Genomic DNA, 18524 nt, shown 5'->3' on the forward strand with positions numbered 1-18524 from the left:
AGACGCCTGGAACGGTCACGGCCCCCATTGGACCGTGCCCTTGTAGATCCGCTGCATGTCGGCGAACGCTGGCTTCTTGACGCCCGCCATCGTGATCAGGCCCTTCTGGTGGATCGGCGGCGCCGGCCACGGGTTGCCGCCCTCCCAGCCGGGCTTGACCGCGAACTCCTCGAGCGTCCACCAGATCGCGCCCGAGAGCCACGGCTTGGTGGCGTAGATCCCGTAGTGATAGTTGATGAACGCCTGCTGGAACTCGTAGGTCCCGCGCTCCTCGACCGGGCCGGAGCGGTTGGCCTCCGCGCCGCTCTCGGTGATCACGATCGCCTTGTTCGGATAGCACTGGCGGACCGAGTCGAGGTAGTCGCTCAGCGTCGTCTGATCGGCGATCTGGCCGTTGGGGCCCGAGTACCAGCCGAAGTACTCGTTGATGCCGATCACGTCCAGCGGGCCGTACTCGGGCTGGCAGCCGGCGCTCGGGTAGCCGGCGACCGCGAGACCGACCGGGCGCGTCGGATCGATCGACTTGGCGAGCTTGACCGCGCGGTCGATGTAATAGCCCTGCACCGGACCAGGACGCGCGCTGAGCTCGTTGCCGGCCGACCACACGATGATCGACGGGTGGTTGATGTTCGTGCGGACCGCGCTCTCCAGCTCCTTGGCCGCGAGCTGGCGGACGATGCGCTTCTTGAGGTACTGGGTCTTGACCGAGTAGACCGGGACCTCGGTCCAGGCGAGCATGCCCAGCTCGTCGAGGCGCTCGTAGTAGTAGGGGTGCAGCGGGTAGTGGCTGCGCAGCAGCGTCGCGCCCGCCTCTCGCGCCCACTGGATCTGCTGCTCGCGCTGCGCGTCGTCGATCGCGAAGCCCTTGTCGAGCGAGTCCTCGTGGGTGCCGAAGCCGCGGAAGTGCAGCGGCTTGCCGTTGAGCATCAGGTGACCGTCGACGACCTTGATCGAGCGGATGCCCGTGCGCACCGTGTAGGTCTGCAGCGCGTCGTCGCCCGACCGCGCGGTGATCGACGTGTTGTAGAGGTAGGGCGAGGTCGGCGACCACGTCTTCGGGTTCTTCACGCCGATCTTGCGCGAGAACTTCCGGGCCTCCCCGGGTGCGAGCGTCGTCTCGCCCAGACCGATCGTCTTCGCGCCGAGCCGCGCGCGGAGCTTGATCTTCTTGGCCTTGTCACCGTAGTTGCGCAGCGTGGCCCGGTAGGTCAGCGAGGCGTCGCAGGAGCCGCACGGCAGGTCGGGCAGGACCGCGACGTCCTTGATGTCGACCGAGTCGACCTCGCGCAGGTAGACCTCGCGCAGGAGGCCGCCGTAGTTCCACCAGCCGCCGGTCGGGACGCCGGTCGACGAGAGGCCGGACGGCGGGAAGTCGGTCGGGAAGCGGCGCGAGTCGACGCGGACCGCGAGCAGGTTCGTGCCGCCGCGCTTGAGGTAGCCGTTGGGCAGGCGGATCTCGAACGGCAGGTAGGCGCCGGTGTTCTTGCCGACCAGCTTGCCGTTGAGGTAGACCCGGGCGCGGTAGTTGACCGACTCGAAGCGGACGATCCACTGGAAGGCCTTCTTGGCCGACGGCAGGTGGAAGGCCTTGCGGTACCAGCCGACGCCACCGGTGAACGAGGCGTCCGAGTAGTCCTTGGCGTTCCAGGCGTTCGGGACGGCGACGTTGGCCCAACCCGTGGTGGAGGCGTTGGCGGCGAAGTCGGCGACCGAGCCGTTGCCGGACGGGTCGAGCTTGAACTGCCACTGACCGCCCATCAGGAAGCGGCCGGAGGCGCCGGTCTCATACAGCGTCTTCTGCTGGAGGCCGTCGGCCTGGGCCGCGTTGGCCTCAGGCGTCTGGGCGTGGGCGGTGACGGCGGCGCCGGGCAGCGCGAGCGCGAGCACGGCGAGGAGGGACAGCTTGAGCAGGCGTCGGGGCATCTCGGGGAGGGTCAACACGAGGGGGAGTCGCGCGTTGCGGTCGGCCGCCTCCGAGAGTTCCCGTGACGCTTTAGATCAGCAGGAGCCCTCGTTGTCGGCCAGCGGCGCGCTAAGGCGCAGGAGGCTAACGGAGCGACCGGTCAGCGGGCCCCCGTGGCGGCGAACCGTCACGCACTGGACGATCGGGCGCGCGTCGACGCCGTGAACCCAGACGACGCGCGTCGCGCCGGTCTTGGTGCCGAAGGAGTAGGAGGTGCCGGAGTCCAGGCGGGCGATCTTGACCTTGCCCGTGCCCGTGACGCGCGGCAGGAAGGCGCGGACCTTGGCGGTGCACGCCGCGTCGCAGTCGTGGAGCTGCTTCAGGACGCCCTGCTCGTCTCCCGCCGCCTGACGCTCCAACAGCGTGAAGATCGCGTCGCGCTCGCGGTTCTCGGTCGTCAGCCAGCGCGCGGCGAGGAAGCCGACGAGCAGGACGACGACGGTCGCAGGGACGGCGATGGCGAGCAGACGGCGGCGGTTGCGTGTGGCGGGCACTCCGCCGCGGACACTAACCCGCCTGCGGGAAGTCGTCGCCGTTGATCTCCAGGAAGCGCTGCACGGAGCGCTCCTGGGCGTCGAGGCGGTCGGCCATGCGGCGGGCGTGGTCGGCGGCGCGCTCGATGAAGTCGGTGAGCGCCGACTCGGGCTCCTCGGGCAGCGGGTAGACGTGCGCGACGTCCTGCTGGGCGCAGGCGATGCCCATCGGCGGCCGGCCTTCGGCAAGCGTCCGGGCGCCGCAGACGGGGACGACCGTGAGGTGCTTCTCGGGCGCCACGAGCGCGATCGGCATCAGGCGGTGAGCGGGCAGCGGGACGTCGAGGTCGACGGAGCGCACGAGCGTCACGTAGGACTCGGCGACCTTCTCCAGCGGCTCGGCCCAGATCGCCAGGACGGTGTCGGCGGCCTGGAGCGCGTCGCGCAGCGTCCGGGCCTGCGCGGCGTAGGCCTCCTGGGCCTCCGAGCGCGTGTGGGTCTCGGCGAGGTCGAGGTCGATCGGGACGCGCAAGAGGTCGCGGACGCCGAGCTTCTCCCCGGAGCCGTGGCCGCCGTTGGCGACGTAGGTCTGGATCGTGCCGAGGTCGCGCCGGCCGTGGAAGACGACCGTGAGCGCGTCGGCCAGCGCGAGCCCGTTGACCTTCAGCGCGACCGCAGCGGCCGCGTCGGGGTCCAACAGGGCACGGCGGAGCAGGTCGTCCGCGTCGCCGTCTTCGTGCTGGGGTTCCATCACGCCTCCTCGATTCTGCTGCGAGGTGTACCCCATTACATCGGACAGCCGGTCGGAATCTCCAGAGCCGAATGGGCAGTTGGGTGGCCAGCGCGGCGGGTAGGTTGCCGGTATGAAGCTGATCTACAAGCCGTTCGGGATCATCCTCGGGATCCTGGCGGGCTTCGTCTCCAAGAAGCTCTTCGACACGGTCTGGAGCCTCTTCGATAAGGAGGAGCCGCCGAAGCCGACGACCAAGGAGGCCGACTGGACCAAGGTGCTCGCCGCCGCCGCCGTCCAGGGCGTCACCTTCAAGGTCACCCGCGCCGCCGTCGACCGCGCCGGCGCCAAGGGTTGGGACCACCTCTTCGGGGTCTGGCCGGGCGACAAGAAGCAGGAGAAGTCGCAGGCCGCCGAGGCGGTCGGCCGCTAGCTCAGCGGCCGCTCGCCCGCACGACGAAGCCGCGCTCGCGGAGGTCCTCCAGCGCGTCTTCAAAGGCGCCGTAGTCCTGGGCCGTGAGCAGGTCGATCGGGCGGCCGTGGCGGCCGGAGGCGCGGAGCCAGCGCTTGAGGACGCCCTCCCCCGCCCGCTCGGCCGCATCCTCGGTCAGCGTGAGCAGCAGCGGCAGCTGGGGCTTGTGGTCGAGGTCACCGCCGATGAGCTCCAGCGGATCGGCCCCGAGGGCGGCGAGCAGCTCGTCATCGGTCAAGCCGAGGCGGTCCTGCAGGAGCGCCGCGGCGGTGGAGGTCACCTAGAACAGCTGGTTCTCTCCGCCCGCAGCGGAGATGCCGAGGACGTAGCAGGCCATCAGAACAGCTGGTTCTCTCCGCCGAAGACCTCACTGACGCTGTCGTCGGTGAAGATGCGGCGGATCGAGTCGGTCAGCAGGTCCGCGCAGGACAGCAGCTGGATGTTCTCCGGCGCGCCGGGGCGCAGCGGGATCGTGTCGGTGACGACGATCTTCTCGAAGCCCGCGGCCTCGAGGTTCTCATAGGCGTTGCCGCTGAAGACCGGGTGCGTGGCGGCGGCGAAGACCCGCTCGGCGCCCTCGTCGCGGACGGTGTGGGCGGCGGCCTTCAGCGTCCCTGCGGTGTCGATCATGTCGTCGACGATGATCGCGGTCTTGCCCTTGACGTCGCCGATCACATAGCCGATCTCGGCGACCTGCTGGGCCGGGCGCTCCTTGTCGAGGATCGCCAGCTCGGCGCCGATCTTCGACGCGAACTTCTTGTTCAACTTGACGCGCCCGGCGTCCGGCGCGACAACGACGAGGTCGTCGAGCTGCATGTCGTCGAAGTGCTGGGTGAGCATCATCAGCGCGGTCATGTGGTCGACCGGAATGTTGAAGAAGCCCTGGACCTGGCCGGCGTGGAGGTCCATCGTCAGGACGCGGTCAGCACCCGCGGCCTCGAGCATCCGGGCGACCAGGCGCGCGCTGATCGGCTCGCGCGGCGCGGACTTCTTGTCCTGGCGCGAGTAGCCGTACCAGGGCGTGACGGCGATCACGCGGTGGGCCGAGGCCCCGATCGCCGCGTCGATCATCACCAGCAGCTCCATCAGCGCGTCGTTGGTGCTGATGCCCGTCTCCGGGTTGCCGCAGATCGGCTGGATGAGGAAGACGTCCGCGCCGCGGATCGACTCCTCATAGCGGCAGTAGACCTCGCCGTTCTTGAAGGTCTTGAGTGTGATCGGGCCGAGGTCGACTCCCAGCTTGCTGCCGATCTTCGCGGCCAACTCGGGGTTGGCGCGCCCCGAGAACAGCATCAGCCGCTTGTCGTAGTCGATCGGAAGGCTGGTGGCCACCGGCATCGTCCGCGTCGGGGTGCTCACGTCGCGCTCCATCGTAATCGCCCGGCCCGACGCGTCGAGCGGCATCTGGATGCTGGTGCCCATGTTCTGAGTTCTACTCGCGGTCCGCGTAGCCTTCGACGTTGCGCTGCCTGGCGCGGGCGACGGCGAGCGCGCGGGCGGGGACGTCGTTGGTGACGACCGACCCGGCGGCCGTGTAGGCGCCGTCGCCGAGGATAACGGGGGCGACCAGGGTGGTGTCCACCGACGTCTTGACCCCTTCCCCGATCGTCGTGCGGGACTTGGACTTCGACTTGGAGTCGTAGTTGGCGGTGATCGTCGCCGCGCCGAGGTTGGTGCCGGGCCCGACGTCGGCGTCCCCGATGTAGCTGAGATGCGGGACCTTCGTGCCTTCGCCGATGTCGGAGTTCTTGATCTCGACGAACGTCCCGGCCTTTGCGCCGTTGCGCAGGACGGTGCCGGGCCGCAGGTAGGCGAAGGGCCCGACGGTCACCCCGTCCTCCAGCGTGACCGCGTCGAGGTAGGAGTTGCGGACCACGCAATTTGCGCCGATCTTCGTCGCGCCCTTGATCGTGGTCGCGGGCTCCAGCGTGGTGTCCTGACCGATGGTCGTCGCGGCGTCGACGTAGGTCGATGCCGGGTCGATCACCGTGACGCCGTTGCGCATGTGGTCCTCGAGGATCCGGCGCTGGGCGAGCGCGGTGACCTCGGCCAGCTGCACACGGTCGTTGACGCCGAGGACGAGCGCGGGGTCGTCGACGATGTGGGCGGCGACGATCTTGCGGTCGTCTCTGAGCAGCGTCAGAACCTCGGGCAGGTACTTCTCGTTCTGCGCGTTGTCGGTGCCGACGCGCGGCAGGGCGTCGGCGAGCGCGGCGTGGTCGAAGCAGTAGATCCCCGTGTTGATCTCGCGGATCTCCAGCTCCTGCGCCGTGGCGTCGCCGTCGGCCTTGGTCTCGACGACCTTCTCGACGTGGCCGACCGCGTCGCGCACGACGCGCCCGTAGCCGGCGGGGTCATCGAGGATCGTGGTCGCCATCGTGGCGGCGGCACCCGAGCCCAGGTGCGCGGCGACCAGCTCCTGGATCGCGGCCGCGCTGACCAGCGGGACGTCGCCGCTGAGCACCACGACAGGCGCGCCAGGCTCGGTCTCGGGCAGCGCCGCGAGCACCGCGCCGCCGGTCCCGTCGGGCACCGGCTGCGTCGCGGTGCGGGTCCCTTCGGGCAGCGCCGACGTCAGGTCCACGTTCGGCGACGCGACGACCACGACGCGGGTCGCGCCGGCCTCCTGGGCGGCCACGATCGGCCACGCGACCATCGGCCGTCCACAGATCTCGTGCAGGACCTTGGGCGTCGCGGACTTCATCCGCGTTCCCTGTCCGGCGGCCATCACCACGGCGCTGAAGGAGGTCACGGAGCGCAAGGCTAGAGAGCGAGCGTGGAGATCGGGTTCGCCGTGCGCTTGAATGGAGGTGCGGTATCCCAATGCACTGGGGAGTGGTGTAATGGCAGCACAGGTCGCTTTGGCCGATCTAGTCGGGGTTCGAATCCCTGCTCCCCAGCCTTTGGTCCGCGTGACGTCCAGGCGCTCACGCCGGACGGGGTGGCGCGTCGATCTCAATAGAGATGCGATTCGCCCCCACCGCCTCGCTGCTGCTCGCTGCCGCGTTCGCCCTGCCGTCCGCCGCTTCGGCGAGCGCCTTCCCGGCGCTGCCCGCCGACCTCAACCCGGCGCTCGCGGTCACGACCGTTGAGACCCTGCCGGTCGCGCCGCTGCTGCCGGCGCTGTCGCAGCCCGCGGCCGCGCCGCTGCTCGGGCTGCCCGGCCCGGACCGGATGAGCGTGCGGACCGCGCGCGGCGGCGTCCTGCTCGGTGAGGAGGGCGCGGACCGCCTGACGGGCGGCGCGGGTCCGGACCACCTGGATGGCGGCACGGGCGCCGACACGGCGACCGGCAACGGCGGCGCCGACCAGCTCGAGGGCGGCTCCGGCGACGACGTCCTGAACGCCGGCGACGGACCGGATCGCGCGTTCGGCGGCTTCGGCCACGACCGCATCGACGGCGGTGCCGGCAACGACGTCGTCGACGGCGGCCCCGCGCCGGACGTGGTCGACGCGGGCGACGGCGACGACCTCGTCCACGGCGGCAGCGGTGCCGACACGATCCGCGCAGGCGCCGGCAACGACATCATCTACGCCGACTCCGGCCCCGACCACATCGACGCGGGCGACGGCGACGACGTCGTCTACGTCAACAACGGCACGGCGGTCGCTGACGTCGACTGCGGGCCGGGCGACGACACGATCGTCATCAACCCCTACAACGAGCCCGGCGGCATCTCCAACGCCCAGGCGCTGCGCCACGACGAGATCGTCAACTGCGAGGACGTCGTCGAAGCCGAGGCGGTCAGCGACCCGTCCGTCGGCCGCCGCGAGCTGGCGTCGGACTCGGGCGCGACCGTCCACGGCACCGACCGCAATGACAACCTGCTCGGCGGGCACGGCTCCGACACGCTGCTGGGCGCCGAGGGCGACGACGTCCTCTGGGGCGACCGCAACCACGACGACGCCGGCCACGGCGCGCACGACGAGCTGATCGCCGGCCCCGGCGCCGACACGGTCTACGGCGGCCGCGGCTTCAACCACATCGACGGTGGCCCGGGCGCGGATCAGCTCCAGGGCGGCGCGGCGGACAACACGATCGGCGGCGGTGACGGCGACGACGTCATCCGCCTGCGCGGCACGGGCCGCAACGTCGTCCGCGGCGGCAACGGCAACGACTCGGTGATGGCGTTCACGCGCAAGAAGGCGACGGTCGACTGCGGGCCGGGCGCCGACACGGTGGTCTACGGCCGCGTCAAGCCGCGCACGGCCAACTGCGAGCGCGTGGTGTCGGCCTACTCGCGCGCGGCGCGGGCGAAGGTCGCGAGCTAGGCGCTCGCGGCCGCGTCCGGCAGCAGCGCGCGGAGGTCCGGCGGCGTGAGCGGGTCGACCGCGAGCGCGCGGGCGTCACCGAGCGTCGTCAGGCGCCGCTCCGCGCGGATCATCCCCAGCTCGCCCCCGCGCGCCGCGGCCAGGCCGAGGACGTCGTTGAACGGCGCGCCGACCGCCGCCAGCAGCTCCGGGTCCGCGGCGCTCAACACCATCAGGAACGGCGTGCCATCGCCGGTCGCCGCGCTGGACAGCAGGACGCCCGCGGCGAGGTCGTCGCGAGCGGCGGCGAGGTGATGCTCGCCGAGCGCAGGGACATCAGGCGCGACGAGGACGACCGGCCCGTCGTGATCGCCCAGCGCGGCGGGCAACTCGTCGGCGGCGCGCAGCTGGAGCGGCTCGGTCCCGTCGCCCGCCGCGCGCGCCCACGCGACCGCGCGCTCGCGCAGCCAGGCCTGTAACGCCTCGCCGCCCAGCGGCGGCTCGCACGGCGCGGCGAGCGCGTCCAAGACGACGACGCGCGGAACGCCGGGCGCGCCGGTCTCAGTCAAAGCGGAAATGCGATCCCACCGGCGTCAGGTCCGCGGCGGCGAGCTTGGGCAGCGCCGCGGTCAGCACGGCCGCGAACGACCCCGACGACTCGCCCACGAGCCGCACCAGCTCCTCGACGGGCGTCGGCTCGTCCATGACGCCGTTGGCGTAGTCGGTCGCGTAGCCGATCAGCCCGAACGGGATCTCGGCCTCGCCGCACAGCACGGTCTCGGGCCCGGCGGTCTGAGAGACCGCGGTCACGCCGACCGACGCCAGCGACCGGATCTCCGCCTTGGTGTTGAAGCGCGGGCCGTCGACGTGGCCGTAGCAGCCGCCGTCACGGACGGTGAGGCCGGCTTCCTGCGCGCCCGCGAGCAGCGCGCCGCGCACGCCCGAGCTGAACGGGCCTTCAAAGACCCAGTGCCCGCGGCCGGGCCGCCCGGGCTCGGTGTGCAGCGTGCAGATCGAGCCGTCCGGCAGCCGGTTGACCAGGAAGTGCAGGTCGTCGAAGACGATCAATGACCCGAGCGGCACGGAGGGATCGACCGCACCGCAGACCGTGACCGCCACGATCGCGTCCGCGCCCCGGTCCCGCAGCGCGGCGATGTTCGCCTGGTGGGTGACCTGGTGCGACAGCCGCGGATGGCCGGGCAGGTGCCGCGAGACGTGCAGGACATCCACGCCCGCGAACGCGCCCTCGCTGACGGTCGCCGTTCCGAACTCCGTCTCGACCTCGACTGGCTGGGCGCCGTCGAGCAGCTCGTAGGTCCCTGAGCCGGTGATGATCCCGATCCGCATAGGACCGGGATCCTACGAGCCTGCCAGAGCGCTACTGCGCCGCCGACGGGACCGCCGCGTTGGCGTCCGTCGTGGTCGACGCCGCGGGAGCGGGCGTCGTGTCGGCCGGGGCCGTCTCGGCCGGCGGGGCCGGGTCCGCGGGCGGCGCCGGGTCGGCCGGAGCCGGATCGACGGGCGGTGCGGGATCGACGGGCGGCGCGGGATCGGCAGGCGCGGGGTCTGCCGGGGCCGGGTTGCTCGGAGCCGGGTCGGCGGGCGCCGGGTCGCTGGCGGGCGGCGTCGGATCGGCCGGGGCCGGATCGCTCGGAGCCGGGTCGTTGGGCGCCGGGTCGGTCGGAGCCGGGTCCGTCGGGGCCGGATCGGTCGGAGCGGGGTCGGTCGGAGCCGGATCGGTGGGAGCCGGGTCCGTCGGCGCGGGATCGGCCGGCGGCGCCGTGACGACCGGGTCCGGCGTGAACGCGCTCGGGCCGGTGCGGCCGCCCGTCTCGCTGCTGCCCGTGCCGGTGGTGTCGTCCGGGGTGACCGGCGTGCCGTGGGTGCTCTCGAAGGTGTCCGGGATGCCGTCGCCGTCGGTGTCCGTGCCGCTCGCGGTGCGCGTGCTGCCGGTCGACGAGGTGCTGTTGCCGGTGGAGCCGGTGCCGGCGACCGGGTCGCGCGAGCCGTCGACCGAGCTGCTCGGCGCGTTGCCGAGCGAGAAGCCGGAGCCGTCGCGGCCGGCGACGACCGACGTCGAAGCGGGAGACGAGCCGTTGCCCGTGGTCTCAGAGGCGCTCGGCGTGAGGCTGCCCGCGGGCACGGCCACGCCGATGGCGGTGATCCCCGACGGGCCGCCCAGGCCCGGAAGCAGCGCGGCGGTCCCGCCGACGCGCGTGGCGCCCGCCAAGAGCGAGGCGGCGGAGCCCGGAGCGGCGGCCTGCTGCTCGGGCGCGGCGATCGGCGCGGTCGGCAGCTCGGTGGCGCGCGACGAGTCGCCGGCGACCAGCGGCCAGTGATCGAAGTGGAAGACCGAGCCCTTCAGCACCGTGGCGCCGGTGCCAATGAGGGACAGCGCCGCGGTGACGCCGGCGGCGGCGAAGAGGTGGTCGTGGGTGCGGTGCTTCATGCGGGGAGGGAATTCATCCTGGGGGTGCGGGACAGCACCCCACACTCCTAGGTTTCGGCGCCAGCGGGTCGCTTCTCAAGTGGGGTCTGCACCCCATGTCCAGTCGGAATTCCGGGGACTTCACCGGTTCCGGCGGTCCGCTGCGTCATTTCGCATGATACTTGGCGCGCAAACGCTCTTCAGTCGGCCGACGAAACCTACGTAAGGCTGTCGCGCGAGTGTCCGAGCGCGGTCGTTCAGCCGCGCCGCGGGACGCGTCCGCCGCTCGCGCCCTGCTCGGTCGCGGGGCCGCCGCGTGCGGCGATGCCCAGGACGCGCATCGCCTTCAGCCCGAGGCTGAGCTTCTCGCGGCCGTCGGTGGAGCCGACGTCCAAGCCGGACAGCTCGCGCACGCGCTCCAGCCGGTAGCGGATCGTGTGACGGTGGGTGAAGAGGCGCGAGGCGGTGCCGGCGACGTTGCCGTCAGCGTCCAGGAACGCCTCGACGGTGACGACGAGGTCGGTCTCGTACTGCTCGTCGTAGGCGACGAGCGGCTCGATCGTCTCGGCGTAGAAGCGCTGCAGCTCGGCCGGGTCCTCGCTCATCGCCGACAGCAAGAGGCGATAGGCGCCGGTGTCGTCGAAGGCCATCACGCGCTGGCCCTCTTCCGACGGCGTGTCGCCCTCGGCGACGTTGGCGGCCAGGAGCGCTTCGTTGCCGGCGCGCGGGAGGTCGGCGGGCTCGGCAGCCAGGCGGCTGCGACCCAGCGCGAAGGTGTGGCCGGGCAGCGACGCGTTCAGCTCGCGCAGCAGGGCATCGCCGACGCGCTCGGCGGCATCCGGCTCCTCGCCGGGGACGAGGATCACGACCTCGGAGCCGACCGCGTCTGGGCGACCGGACGACGCCGCGACGGCCGTCGGCACCGCGGCGCGGGCGCCGCGCTCGGCGACCGTGATAACGCGCTCCCGCCAGCCCTCCTCGGTGGGCACGTGCAGCTGGGCGCGGACGACGACGATCGCGGCGCCACCGCGCACGTCGACGCCGAGCTCGTCGGCGCGCGCCGCCACCTCAGCGCCGTCGGTCAGCCGCCGGTTGAGCAGGTCGTGCAGGAACTCGGCGACCGCCAGCTCCGACGCCCGCGCGGGGGCGCGCACGCGCTGGACCTCGGAGGCGACGAGCGTGAGGATGATCCGCAGCACCATCGGCGACGGCGCGTCGGCGTCCGCGCGCAGCCGCACCCGCAGCTGGCCGACTTGCTCGTCGGCAACCCGCAGGTCGTGAGCCTCGACGTCGTCGGCGTCGCCCAGCAGCGTCCGCTCATCGGCCGTTGACCGCGCGGCGACGGCCAGCACCGCGCCGGACCGATCGGTCAGCGCGAGGCTCGCGTCGTCAAGCGCGCGCGACGCGGCACGAACCACCTCAGGAAGGCCCGCACCGGACTCGACGGCGTCGGTGACGGCATCCAGGGCCTCGAGGTCGATTCCGGCCGGCGTCCTCGGAGCCGGGCTGGACATATGCGCCAGAGTTTACGGCCCCGAACCTATTTGCATCATCTCTGCACCTGAAGGACCACCGAAGTGGCCAGGTGCGGGCTCAGACCCCGATGCGGTCCCAGAACCAAACGATCGCCGCGCCGCCCGCGACGCCGACGCCGACGAAGGCGGCGAGGACGTAGAGCGAGAGGACGGCGGCCGCGCAGCGCTGCCAGACGCGCGAGTACGCGGTCCAGGCCGGGACGAGGATGTAGGCCACGTAGGCCGCCAGCGCGAAGACGGTGCAACAGGCGCCGACGAGATAGGTGATCTCGGTGTTGCTCACGTGCGGGAGCCATTGTGCCGCAGGAAGGCGACGACCAGCGCTCCCATGCCGCAGATCGAGAACGTCGTCGCTCCGAGACCGAAGCCTCCGAGGACGTCGGAGAGGTAGTGCGCGCGCAGGTAGACGCGCGTCAGCCCGACCGCCACGGCGACCACGATCGACGCGATGATCGCCGCGGTCGTGCGCGCCAGGCCGGGCAGCGTCCGGGTCAGCACGACGGCGATCGCGATCCAGGTCATCGCGTACGCCGCGTGGCCGCTCGGGTAGCTCATGCCGTCGGTCGACACCAGCGAGTCGCTCGGCCGCGGCCGGTCGACGGCGCCCTTAGCGACGTGCACGCCGATGAACGTCGCCAGCAGCCCGATCGCCAGCGCGACCGAGTCGATCACCTGCCGTCGGATGACCAGCACGATGATCGTCAGCACGGTCGCGATCAGCACCGCGGTCAGCGAGCCGAGGTGCGTGACCGCCCGCGCGACGTCGTCCAGCGTGTCGGAACGGATCTTGTCGGCCCACCGGTGCGCGGTGTCGTCGCCGGTCAGCAGCGTCCGGTCGCGCAGCTCGATCGCGTTGCCGATCAGCGCGAACGACCCGACCGCCGCGAACGTCAGCAGCGTCGTCAGCTCCAGCCCGAGCTCGCCGGGCGTGATCCGGTTCCAGAAGAACGTCAGCGGCCCTTTCGCCCAGCGCCCGATCGGCCGGACGAAGAACGCCACCGGCTTGAGCACGGGCCGGTCGAGCTGGCGGTCCATCCAGGCGCCCGCCTTGTCGCGGTTCTCCTCCACGCGGAAGTGCCGATAGGCGGTGAACACCGCGGCGAGTACGACGATGACCGTCCCGAGCGCGAGCGTCCCGCGCTCGGCCCACTCCAGCACCTGGTCGAACGACTGCCAGAAGATGTAGCCGAGGACGAGCAGCATCGTCGCCCAGGCGCCGGCGCCGAGGATGTCGTAGGGCAGGAAGCGCCGCAGCGGCATCCCGCTGGACCCGGCCAGGAACGGGTTGACCGCGCGCACGAGCCCGACGAACCGGCCGAGGAAGATCGCCTTGCCGCCGTGTCGGTCGAAGAAGCCTTCGACCTGGTGGATGCGCTCCTCGGTGATCTGGACCTTCGGCCCGTGCTTGACGAGGAACCCGCGTCCGAGCTTGCGGCCCGCTGCGTAGGACGCGAGGTCGCCGAGCACCGCGCAGGTCCACGTGATCGCGATCAGCACGACGAGGCTGATCGTCCCCTGCCCCGCGACGACGCCGCCGAAGATCAGGAACGTCTCGCCGGGCGCGATCAGGCCGACGAACGCGCCGGTTTCGAAGAACGCCATCACGCCGACGACGAGGTAGGTCCACTTGCCGAGCGTGTCGCCGGCGTCCTCGACGATCTTCTTGAAGTCCGGCATCTCGACAAGGCCGGAGCCGTAGACGAGCAGGCCGAGGACGACGAGCCCGCCGCCGATCAGCAGCGTCGGCTCGAGCTTGCGGCGGCGAACGACGAGGAAGGCCGCCAGCGCGACGGCCGCGAGGATCGGACCGATCTTCATGTTGTAGGCCTCATGCCGCCAAGACCTCGCCGCCGTGGGGACCGACCGGCTTGGCGACCTTGCAGCCGGGGAAGTGCGCGTCGCGCGCGGCCTTGGCGGCGGCGCGGTCGTGGAAGAGGCCGAGGACGGTCGGGCCGGAGCCGGAGACCATCGCGACGTCGGCGCCGGCTTCTTGTACGCGTCGCAGGGTGTCCTCCAGTGCGGGCAGGAGCGAGAGGGCGGCGGGCTGGAGCTCGTTGACGCAGAGGGCGTCGGGGAGATCCGGCAGGCCATCCCGCACGGCGTCCAGCGCTTGTTGTAGGCCTTGAGCGGCGCGCGGCAGGCCGAGGCGGTCGGCCTCGCGGAAGACGTCGGGTGTGGAGAGCTGCGCGCCGGACTCCGACGGGACGACGAGGACGCCGTAGCGCGTGACGCCCGGGATCCGCTCGATCACCTCGCCCGCGCCGGTCGCCAGCACGCGGCCGGGGAGCACCTGCGCGGGAACGTCGGCGCCGAGGCCGATCGCGATCTCGTGCAGCAGTTCGGGGTCCTCGATCTGCGCCGCGCGGGCGAGCAGCCTGAGCGCCGCGGCGGCGTCGGCGCTGCCACCGGCCATCCCGGCGGCCACCGGCAGGCGCTTGTCGATGGAGATCCGGACCGCGCCGCCGTCCCAGCGCGTGGCCTGGCGGAAGCGCTCGATCGCCGTGGCGACCAGGTTGGGGCCCTCGACGCCGGGGCAGTCGACGAGGTCGCTGGGCGCCGCGCCGCCATCGCCGTCGAGCTCCTCCAGGCGCAGCCGGTCGGCGAGCGTCACCGACTGCATCACCGAGACCAGCTCGTGGCGCCCGTCGGCGCGCGGCGGCCCGAGGAAGAGGCAGACGTTGATCTTGCCCGGCGCGCGGGTCTCGAGCCTCATCGCCCCCACCTCATCGCGCGATCGCCTCTCCCAGCGCGCGGAACTGCGCGGGCGTGAGCCGCTCGGCGCGCGCGTCTTCCGGCAGGCCGATCTCCGCCAACGCGGCGCGGGCACGATCGCGCAGCGCCTTGTCGCCGGTGTGGAGCTGGAGCGACTTCGGGAGGGCCTTGCGCCGGTGCGCAAACGCGCCCTGCACGAGCGCACGTAGCTCGGGCGCCGGCGCGGGGCCGTTGCGGGTGAGGAGCACGAGCACGGAGTCGACGTTGGGCACCGGGTGAAAGACGGTGCGTGCCACGGAGCGGTGCACGCGCACGTCGCACGAGAGCTGCGCCAGCACGGACGGCACCCCGTAGGCCGAGGTGCCGGCCGACGCCGCGAAGCGCTCGCCGACCTCCTTCTGCACCATCGCCACCCAGCGCGTCACCGACGGCAGCACGAAGATCGTGTCGAGGATCGCGGTCGCGGCGATCCCGTACGGGAGGTTGGCCACCACCTTGGTCGGGGCAGGGTCCAGCGCCGTGTAGTCGAGCTGGAGCGCGTCGCCGAGGTGCAGCGTGGTCGTCTCGCCGAACGGCGCGAGCGCGTCGCGCAGCGCGGGCTCCAGCGAACGGTCGAGCTCGACCACGTGCGTGTGGGCCGACCGCGCCGCCAGGTACTCGCTCAGCACGCCCAGCCCGCCGCCGATCTCCAGGACGACGTCCTCCGGGCCCAGCTCCGCCGCGCGCTCGATGACCCCCAAGATGTTGGAGTCGATCAGGAAGTTCTGACCGAGGTCGCGCTTGGGACGCACGCCGAACGCGCGCATCCGGCGCAGGCTCGGCTGCGACGGGAGCTCGGCGGGTTCCGACGGCCGGTCGCTCACCACGCGAACAGCTCCGCCGCGTTGCGCTCGACGATCGCCTCCAGCTCGGCGTAGCCCTGCCCGCGCCGCTCGGCGATGAACTGCGCGGTCTCGGTCACGTAGGCCGGCTGGTTGCGGTGCTTGCGCAGCGGCTGCGGCGTCAGGTAGGGCGCGTCGGTCTCGACGAGGATCCGGTCGTCGGGAACGCGCTCGGTGGCCGCGGCCAAGTCGATGTTCTTGGGGTAGGTGACGTTGCCCGCGAACGAGATGTACCAGCCCTCGGCCAGGCACTCGTCGAGGCGGTCGGGCATCGAGAAGCAGTGCAGGATGACCCGCACGCCCGCCGCCCGCTGACGCAGCGTGGCGATCGTGTCGTCGTCGGCCGCGCGCGTGTGGATCACCAGCGGCTTGGCGACCTCCCGCGCGAGGTCGATCTGCGCGTGGAACGCGCGCTCCTGATCAGCACGCGGCGCGTACTCGCGGAAGTCGTCCAGGCCGGTCTCGCCGATCGCGCGGCAGGCCGGGTCGGCGGCGAGCTGCGCGATCGTCTCCAGCTCGGCGTCCCCGAAGCCCGTGGCCTTGTTGGGGTGGTGGCCGATCCCCGCGAACACGACGCCCGGGAACGCGCGCGCGGCGGCCAGCGCCGCCTCGCCCGTCGGCCCGTCCTGGCCGATCGTGAGGATCCGCGTCACCCCGACGGCGCGCGCCTCGGCGATCAGCTCCGCGTCGTCAATCGCGCAGGAGTCGAGATGGGTGTGGGAGTCGATCACGCGGCCGGGGCCGGCTGCTGCTTGGGAAAGAGCGGATCGATGTCGGTCACCTGCGTCGGCACCGCGGCGCCGAAGGACGCCGTGGCGATCGCCAGCGCGGGCGCCGTGTCGGTGCCGTCCAGGCCGTCGACGCCGAGCGCGCCGAGCAGGCGGTCGGCACGTTCCGGGATCCAGGCGTGCAGGAGGACCGTCACCACGCGGATGCCCTCGGCGAGCGTGGCGAGCACCCGGTCGAGGTCGGCCGCGCGCTCAGGGTCCTTGGAGAGCTTCCACGGCTCCTGTTCGCCGACGTAGGCGTTCAGGCGCCGCACGCGCACCCAGATGTCCTCGAGCGCGGCGGTCAGCTCGGCGTCGCCGACCTGCGCGCTGACGCGGTCCACGAGGCCATCGAACTCCGCGGCGACCGCCCGGTCGAGCTCGACCTGCGGCACCGCGCCGTCGCGGTAGCGCAGGAGCATCTTGATGGTCCTGCTGGCGAGGTTGCCGTAGTCATTGGCCAACTCAGACTCGTAGCGCTTCTCGAAGTCCTCGGTGGAGACCGCGCCGTCCTGGCCGAAGGACACGTCGCGCAGCAGGTAGAAGCGCAGCGCGTCTGCCCCGAACTTGTCGATGACCTCGAACGGGTCCAGGACGTTGCCCAGCGACTTGGACATCTTGTGGCCCTCCAAGAGGAGGTAGCCGTGCACGAAGACGTTCTTGGGCAGCGGCAGGTCGGCGGCCATCAGCAGCGCCGGCCAGAAGACGCAGTGGAACTTGAGGATGTCCTTGGCGATCAGGTGGCGCTGAGCGGGCCAGAACTCGTCGCGCAGATCCTCGCCTGGCCGCGCGTAGGTGAGCGCGGTGTAGTAGTTCAACAACGCGTCGAACCACACGTAGAAGACTTGCGACTCGTCCCACGGCACCGGCACGCCCCAGGTGAGCTTGCCGCGCGTAAGCGACACGTCGTTGAGGCCGGACTTGATGAAGGACAACGCCTCGTTGCGGCGCGAGGACGGCGTGACGAAGCCGGGCTGCTCCTCGTAGAGCTGCTCGAGGCGCTCCTGGAGCTTGGAGAGCTTGAAGAAGTAGTTCTCCTCCTGCTCCCAGGTCAGCTCGATCAGGTGGATCGGGCAGCGGTTGCCGTCGACGATCTCGGACTCCGACTTGAAGTCCGCGCACCGCGGGCAGTACCAGCCCTCGTAGAGCCCGAGCTCCACGTAGCCGTTGTCCTTCACCTTGGTCAGCACCTCCTGCACGGCCTTGACGTGCTCGGGGTCCGAGGTTCGGATGAAGAAGTCGTTGGTGACGTTGAGGACCGGCGCGAGCGCCTTGAACCGCTCCGCGTTCTTGTCGGCCAGCTCGCGCGGCGTGACGCCCGCGGCCTCTGCGGCCAGCGCCACCGGCTCGCCGTGCTCGTCGGTGCCCGTGAGGAAGAAGACGTCCTCGCCACGTTGCCGGTGATGACGCGCCATCACATCCGCGGCGATGGTCGTGTACGCGTGCCCGAGGTGCGGGGCGGCGTTGACGTAGTAGATGGGCGTCGTGACGTAGAAGGACATCCAGGCCTAACGCTATCGCTGAAGCACCGCGATCTCGGCGATCCGCCACCCGCGCCGCCGCGCCCGAACGATCGACGTGGTCCCCGCGGCGCTGACCAGCAGGCCCAGGCCGGCGACGGCGAGCGCGGTCGGAAGCGGCGGCGGGGCGATGTGCGGCGCGACGGCGGAGGGCTGCGGACGGGTGACGCGCCGTGCGGGATGGCGTGCGGCAGCGGTCGTCGGGCCGGGCGCGACGCGCGGCCTGCTGAGACGCCGAGGCACGGGCGGGACGAGCAGCGGCGTGGCGTCGCCGCCGGCATCGAAGAGCGGCACGGGGTCGATCCAGCCGAAGCGATCGCCGCTGCGCCGGGCACCGACGCGCAGCACCCCGCGCGGCGAGAGGCGGCCGAGCGTCGCGCCCGGCGCGAGCTGCTCGCCGCGAGCGACGGCGACGGAGGCGAGCCCCAGCTCCGTCGCGACCACGCCGCGCGGGCAGCGCAGCGTCACGCCCTTCCCCCACCGCGGCACGCGGCCGGCCCACGTCACGACGCCGCCGCACACGGCGCCTACCCGCGCTCCGGAAGCGGCGGCGACGTCGATCCCGCGCCGCGCGCCGCCCGCGAACGGGGTCGCACGGTCGTAGACGAACGCCTTGGCAACCGCTCCTCCGTCGAGCGGCCTTCGCCACCCCTCCGCCGCGACGGCCTCCCCGGTGGCGTGGAGGACGAGCAGGACCGTCGCGATGAAGGGCGTCAGGCGGAACACGCAGGCGAAGCTAGATCCGGCTTCACTCGGCGACGGCGATCCGCACAGGATCGGCGCGAAGTCGCA

Annotated in this window: 19 protein-coding genes and 1 tRNA gene; 3 read left to right on the forward strand and 17 right to left on the reverse strand. The window is 71.9% G+C overall.

The genetic code is table 11. The annotated features are described in order from the left end of the window. Positions 1-15: 15 nt before the first annotated feature. The 3 genes from ACT01A_RS10885 to ACT01A_RS10895 all read right to left on the reverse strand — a co-directional run bounded on the left by ACT01A_RS10885 (position 16) and on the right by ACT01A_RS10895 (position 3187). Positions 16-1923 carry a glycoside hydrolase family 2 protein gene (locus ACT01A_RS10885; RefSeq protein ID WP_445152275.1) on the reverse strand — a complete coding sequence of 636 codons (1908 nt, stop codon included), beginning with the start codon at positions 1921-1923 and terminating at the stop codon, positions 16-18. Between the two features lie 75 nt (positions 1924-1998). Further along, positions 1999-2457, reverse strand: a complete 459-nt coding sequence (locus tag ACT01A_RS10890; protein WP_445152276.1) for a hypothetical protein — start codon at positions 2455-2457, stop codon at positions 1999-2001. Positions 2458-2470: 13 nt separating this feature from the next. After that, complete coding sequence (locus ACT01A_RS10895) at positions 2471-3187, reverse strand: hypothetical protein (protein WP_445152277.1); 717 nt, start codon at positions 3185-3187, stop codon at positions 2471-2473. 112 nt (positions 3188-3299) lie between these two features. On the opposite strand from ACT01A_RS10895, the gene ACT01A_RS10900 reads away from it, so the two are divergent. Then, entirely contained in the window at positions 3300-3599 is a 300-nt protein-coding gene (locus ACT01A_RS10900; protein ID WP_445152278.1) for a DUF4235 domain-containing protein, read from the forward strand. Between the two features lies 1 nt (position 3600). On the opposite strand, the gene ACT01A_RS10905 is transcribed toward ACT01A_RS10900, so the two are convergent. The 3 genes from ACT01A_RS10905 to glmU form a co-directional block, all read right to left on the reverse strand. Continuing rightward, a complete protein-coding gene (locus ACT01A_RS10905) occupies positions 3601-3918 on the reverse strand; it encodes a hypothetical protein (RefSeq protein WP_445152279.1) in 318 nt (105 codons plus the stop codon). Between the two features lie 56 nt (positions 3919-3974). Then, positions 3975-4952 (reverse strand): ribose-phosphate diphosphokinase, encoded by a 978-nt coding sequence (locus tag ACT01A_RS10910; protein WP_445152820.1) that lies wholly within the window; start codon positions 4950-4952, stop codon positions 3975-3977. A gap of 118 nt (positions 4953-5070) precedes the next feature. After that, entirely contained in the window at positions 5071-6390 is a 1320-nt protein-coding gene (glmU, locus tag ACT01A_RS10915; protein WP_445152280.1) for a bifunctional UDP-N-acetylglucosamine diphosphorylase/glucosamine-1-phosphate N-acetyltransferase GlmU, read from the reverse strand. A gap of 77 nt (positions 6391-6467) precedes the next feature. Here glmU and ACT01A_RS10920 point away from each other — a divergent pair. After that, positions 6468-6538: transfer RNA gene (locus tag ACT01A_RS10920), tRNA-Gln, on the forward strand. Between the two features lie 64 nt (positions 6539-6602). Next, on the forward strand, positions 6603-7910 hold the full coding sequence (locus ACT01A_RS10925; RefSeq protein WP_445152281.1) for a calcium-binding protein: 1308 nt from the start codon (positions 6603-6605) through the stop codon (positions 7908-7910). On the opposite strand, the gene ACT01A_RS10930 is transcribed toward ACT01A_RS10925, so the two are convergent. From ACT01A_RS10930 to ACT01A_RS10980, 11 genes are all read right to left on the reverse strand, one after another. Continuing rightward, positions 7907-8458, reverse strand: a complete 552-nt coding sequence (locus tag ACT01A_RS10930; RefSeq protein ID WP_445152282.1) for a hypothetical protein — start codon at positions 8456-8458, stop codon at positions 7907-7909. The genes ACT01A_RS10925 and ACT01A_RS10930 overlap by 4 nt on opposite strands. Beyond that, positions 8451-9236, reverse strand: coding sequence for an MTAP family purine nucleoside phosphorylase (locus ACT01A_RS10935; protein WP_445152283.1), 786 nt, complete (start codon positions 9234-9236; stop codon positions 8451-8453). Before ACT01A_RS10935 ends, ACT01A_RS10930 begins: the two co-directional genes overlap by 8 nt. 31 nt (positions 9237-9267) lie before the next feature. Then, positions 9268-10338, reverse strand: coding sequence for a hypothetical protein (locus ACT01A_RS10940; protein ID WP_445152284.1), 1071 nt, complete (start codon positions 10336-10338; stop codon positions 9268-9270). 236 nt (positions 10339-10574) lie between these two features. After that, entirely contained in the window at positions 10575-11831 is a 1257-nt protein-coding gene (locus tag ACT01A_RS10945) for a PucR family transcriptional regulator (protein WP_445152285.1), read from the reverse strand. Between the two features lie 79 nt (positions 11832-11910). Then, positions 11911-12135 carry a hypothetical protein gene (locus ACT01A_RS10950; RefSeq protein ID WP_445152286.1) on the reverse strand — a complete coding sequence of 75 codons (225 nt, stop codon included), beginning with the start codon at positions 12133-12135 and terminating at the stop codon, positions 11911-11913. Beyond that, positions 12132-13670 (reverse strand): bifunctional DedA family/phosphatase PAP2 family protein, encoded by a 1539-nt coding sequence (locus ACT01A_RS10955; RefSeq protein ID WP_445152287.1) that lies wholly within the window; start codon positions 13668-13670, stop codon positions 12132-12134. The genes ACT01A_RS10950 and ACT01A_RS10955 overlap by 4 nt, the downstream gene beginning before the upstream one ends. 10 nt (positions 13671-13680) lie before the next feature. Next, positions 13681-14565, reverse strand: a complete 885-nt coding sequence (locus ACT01A_RS10960; RefSeq protein ID WP_445152288.1) for a 4-(cytidine 5'-diphospho)-2-C-methyl-D-erythritol kinase — start codon at positions 14563-14565, stop codon at positions 13681-13683. A 10-nt stretch (positions 14566-14575) separates the two neighbouring features. Beyond that, entirely contained in the window at positions 14576-15427 is an 852-nt protein-coding gene (rsmA, locus tag ACT01A_RS10965; RefSeq protein ID WP_445152289.1) for a 16S rRNA (adenine(1518)-N(6)/adenine(1519)-N(6))-dimethyltransferase RsmA, read from the reverse strand. Further along, on the reverse strand, positions 15424-16176 hold the full coding sequence (locus ACT01A_RS10970; RefSeq protein ID WP_445152290.1) for a TatD family hydrolase: 753 nt from the start codon (positions 16174-16176) through the stop codon (positions 15424-15426). Before ACT01A_RS10970 ends, rsmA begins: the two co-directional genes overlap by 4 nt. Then, positions 16173-17714 (reverse strand): methionine--tRNA ligase, encoded by a 1542-nt coding sequence (gene metG, locus ACT01A_RS10975; RefSeq protein WP_445152291.1) that lies wholly within the window; start codon positions 17712-17714, stop codon positions 16173-16175. The genes ACT01A_RS10970 and metG overlap by 4 nt, the downstream gene beginning before the upstream one ends. 12 nt (positions 17715-17726) lie before the next feature. Continuing rightward, the gene (locus tag ACT01A_RS10980) at positions 17727-18458 is read right to left on the reverse strand and encodes a peptidoglycan DD-metalloendopeptidase family protein (protein WP_445152292.1); all 732 of its coding nucleotides are present in this window, start codon (positions 18456-18458) and stop codon (positions 17727-17729) included. Between the last annotated feature and the right edge of the window lie 66 nt (positions 18459-18524).

It is taken from the genome of Baekduia sp. Peel2402 (genome assembly GCF_052567285.1).

Bases quoted from the DNA above. Each gene is read 5' to 3' on its own strand.
- ACT01A_RS10895 (WP_445152277.1), bottom strand. From the start codon at position 3,187: ATGGAACCCCAGCACGAAGACGGCGACGCGGACGACCTGCTCCGCCGT.
- ACT01A_RS10900 (WP_445152278.1), top strand. From the start codon at position 3,300: ATGAAGCTGATCTACAAGCCGTTCGGGATCATCCTCGGGATCCTGGCG.
- ACT01A_RS10925 (WP_445152281.1), top strand. From the start codon at position 6,603: ATGCGATTCGCCCCCACCGCCTCGCTGCTGCTCGCTGCCGCGTTCGCC.
- ACT01A_RS10955 (WP_445152287.1), bottom strand. From the start codon at position 13,670: ATGAAGATCGGTCCGATCCTCGCGGCCGTCGCGCTGGCGGCCTTCCTC.
- ACT01A_RS10960 (WP_445152288.1), bottom strand. From the start codon at position 14,565: ATGAGGCTCGAGACCCGCGCGCCGGGCAAGATCAACGTCTGCCTCTTC.
- ACT01A_RS10940 (WP_445152284.1), bottom strand. From the start codon at position 10,338: ATGAAGCACCGCACCCACGACCACCTCTTCGCCGCCGCCGGCGTCACC.
- ACT01A_RS10935 (WP_445152283.1), bottom strand. From the start codon at position 9,236: ATGCGGATCGGGATCATCACCGGCTCAGGGACCTACGAGCTGCTCGAC.
- metG (WP_445152291.1), bottom strand. From the start codon at position 17,714: ATGTCCTTCTACGTCACGACGCCCATCTACTACGTCAACGCCGCCCCG.
- ACT01A_RS10885 (WP_445152275.1), bottom strand. From the start codon at position 1,923: ATGCCCCGACGCCTGCTCAAGCTGTCCCTCCTCGCCGTGCTCGCGCTC.
- ACT01A_RS10945 (WP_445152285.1), bottom strand. From the start codon at position 11,831: ATGTCCAGCCCGGCTCCGAGGACGCCGGCCGGAATCGACCTCGAGGCC.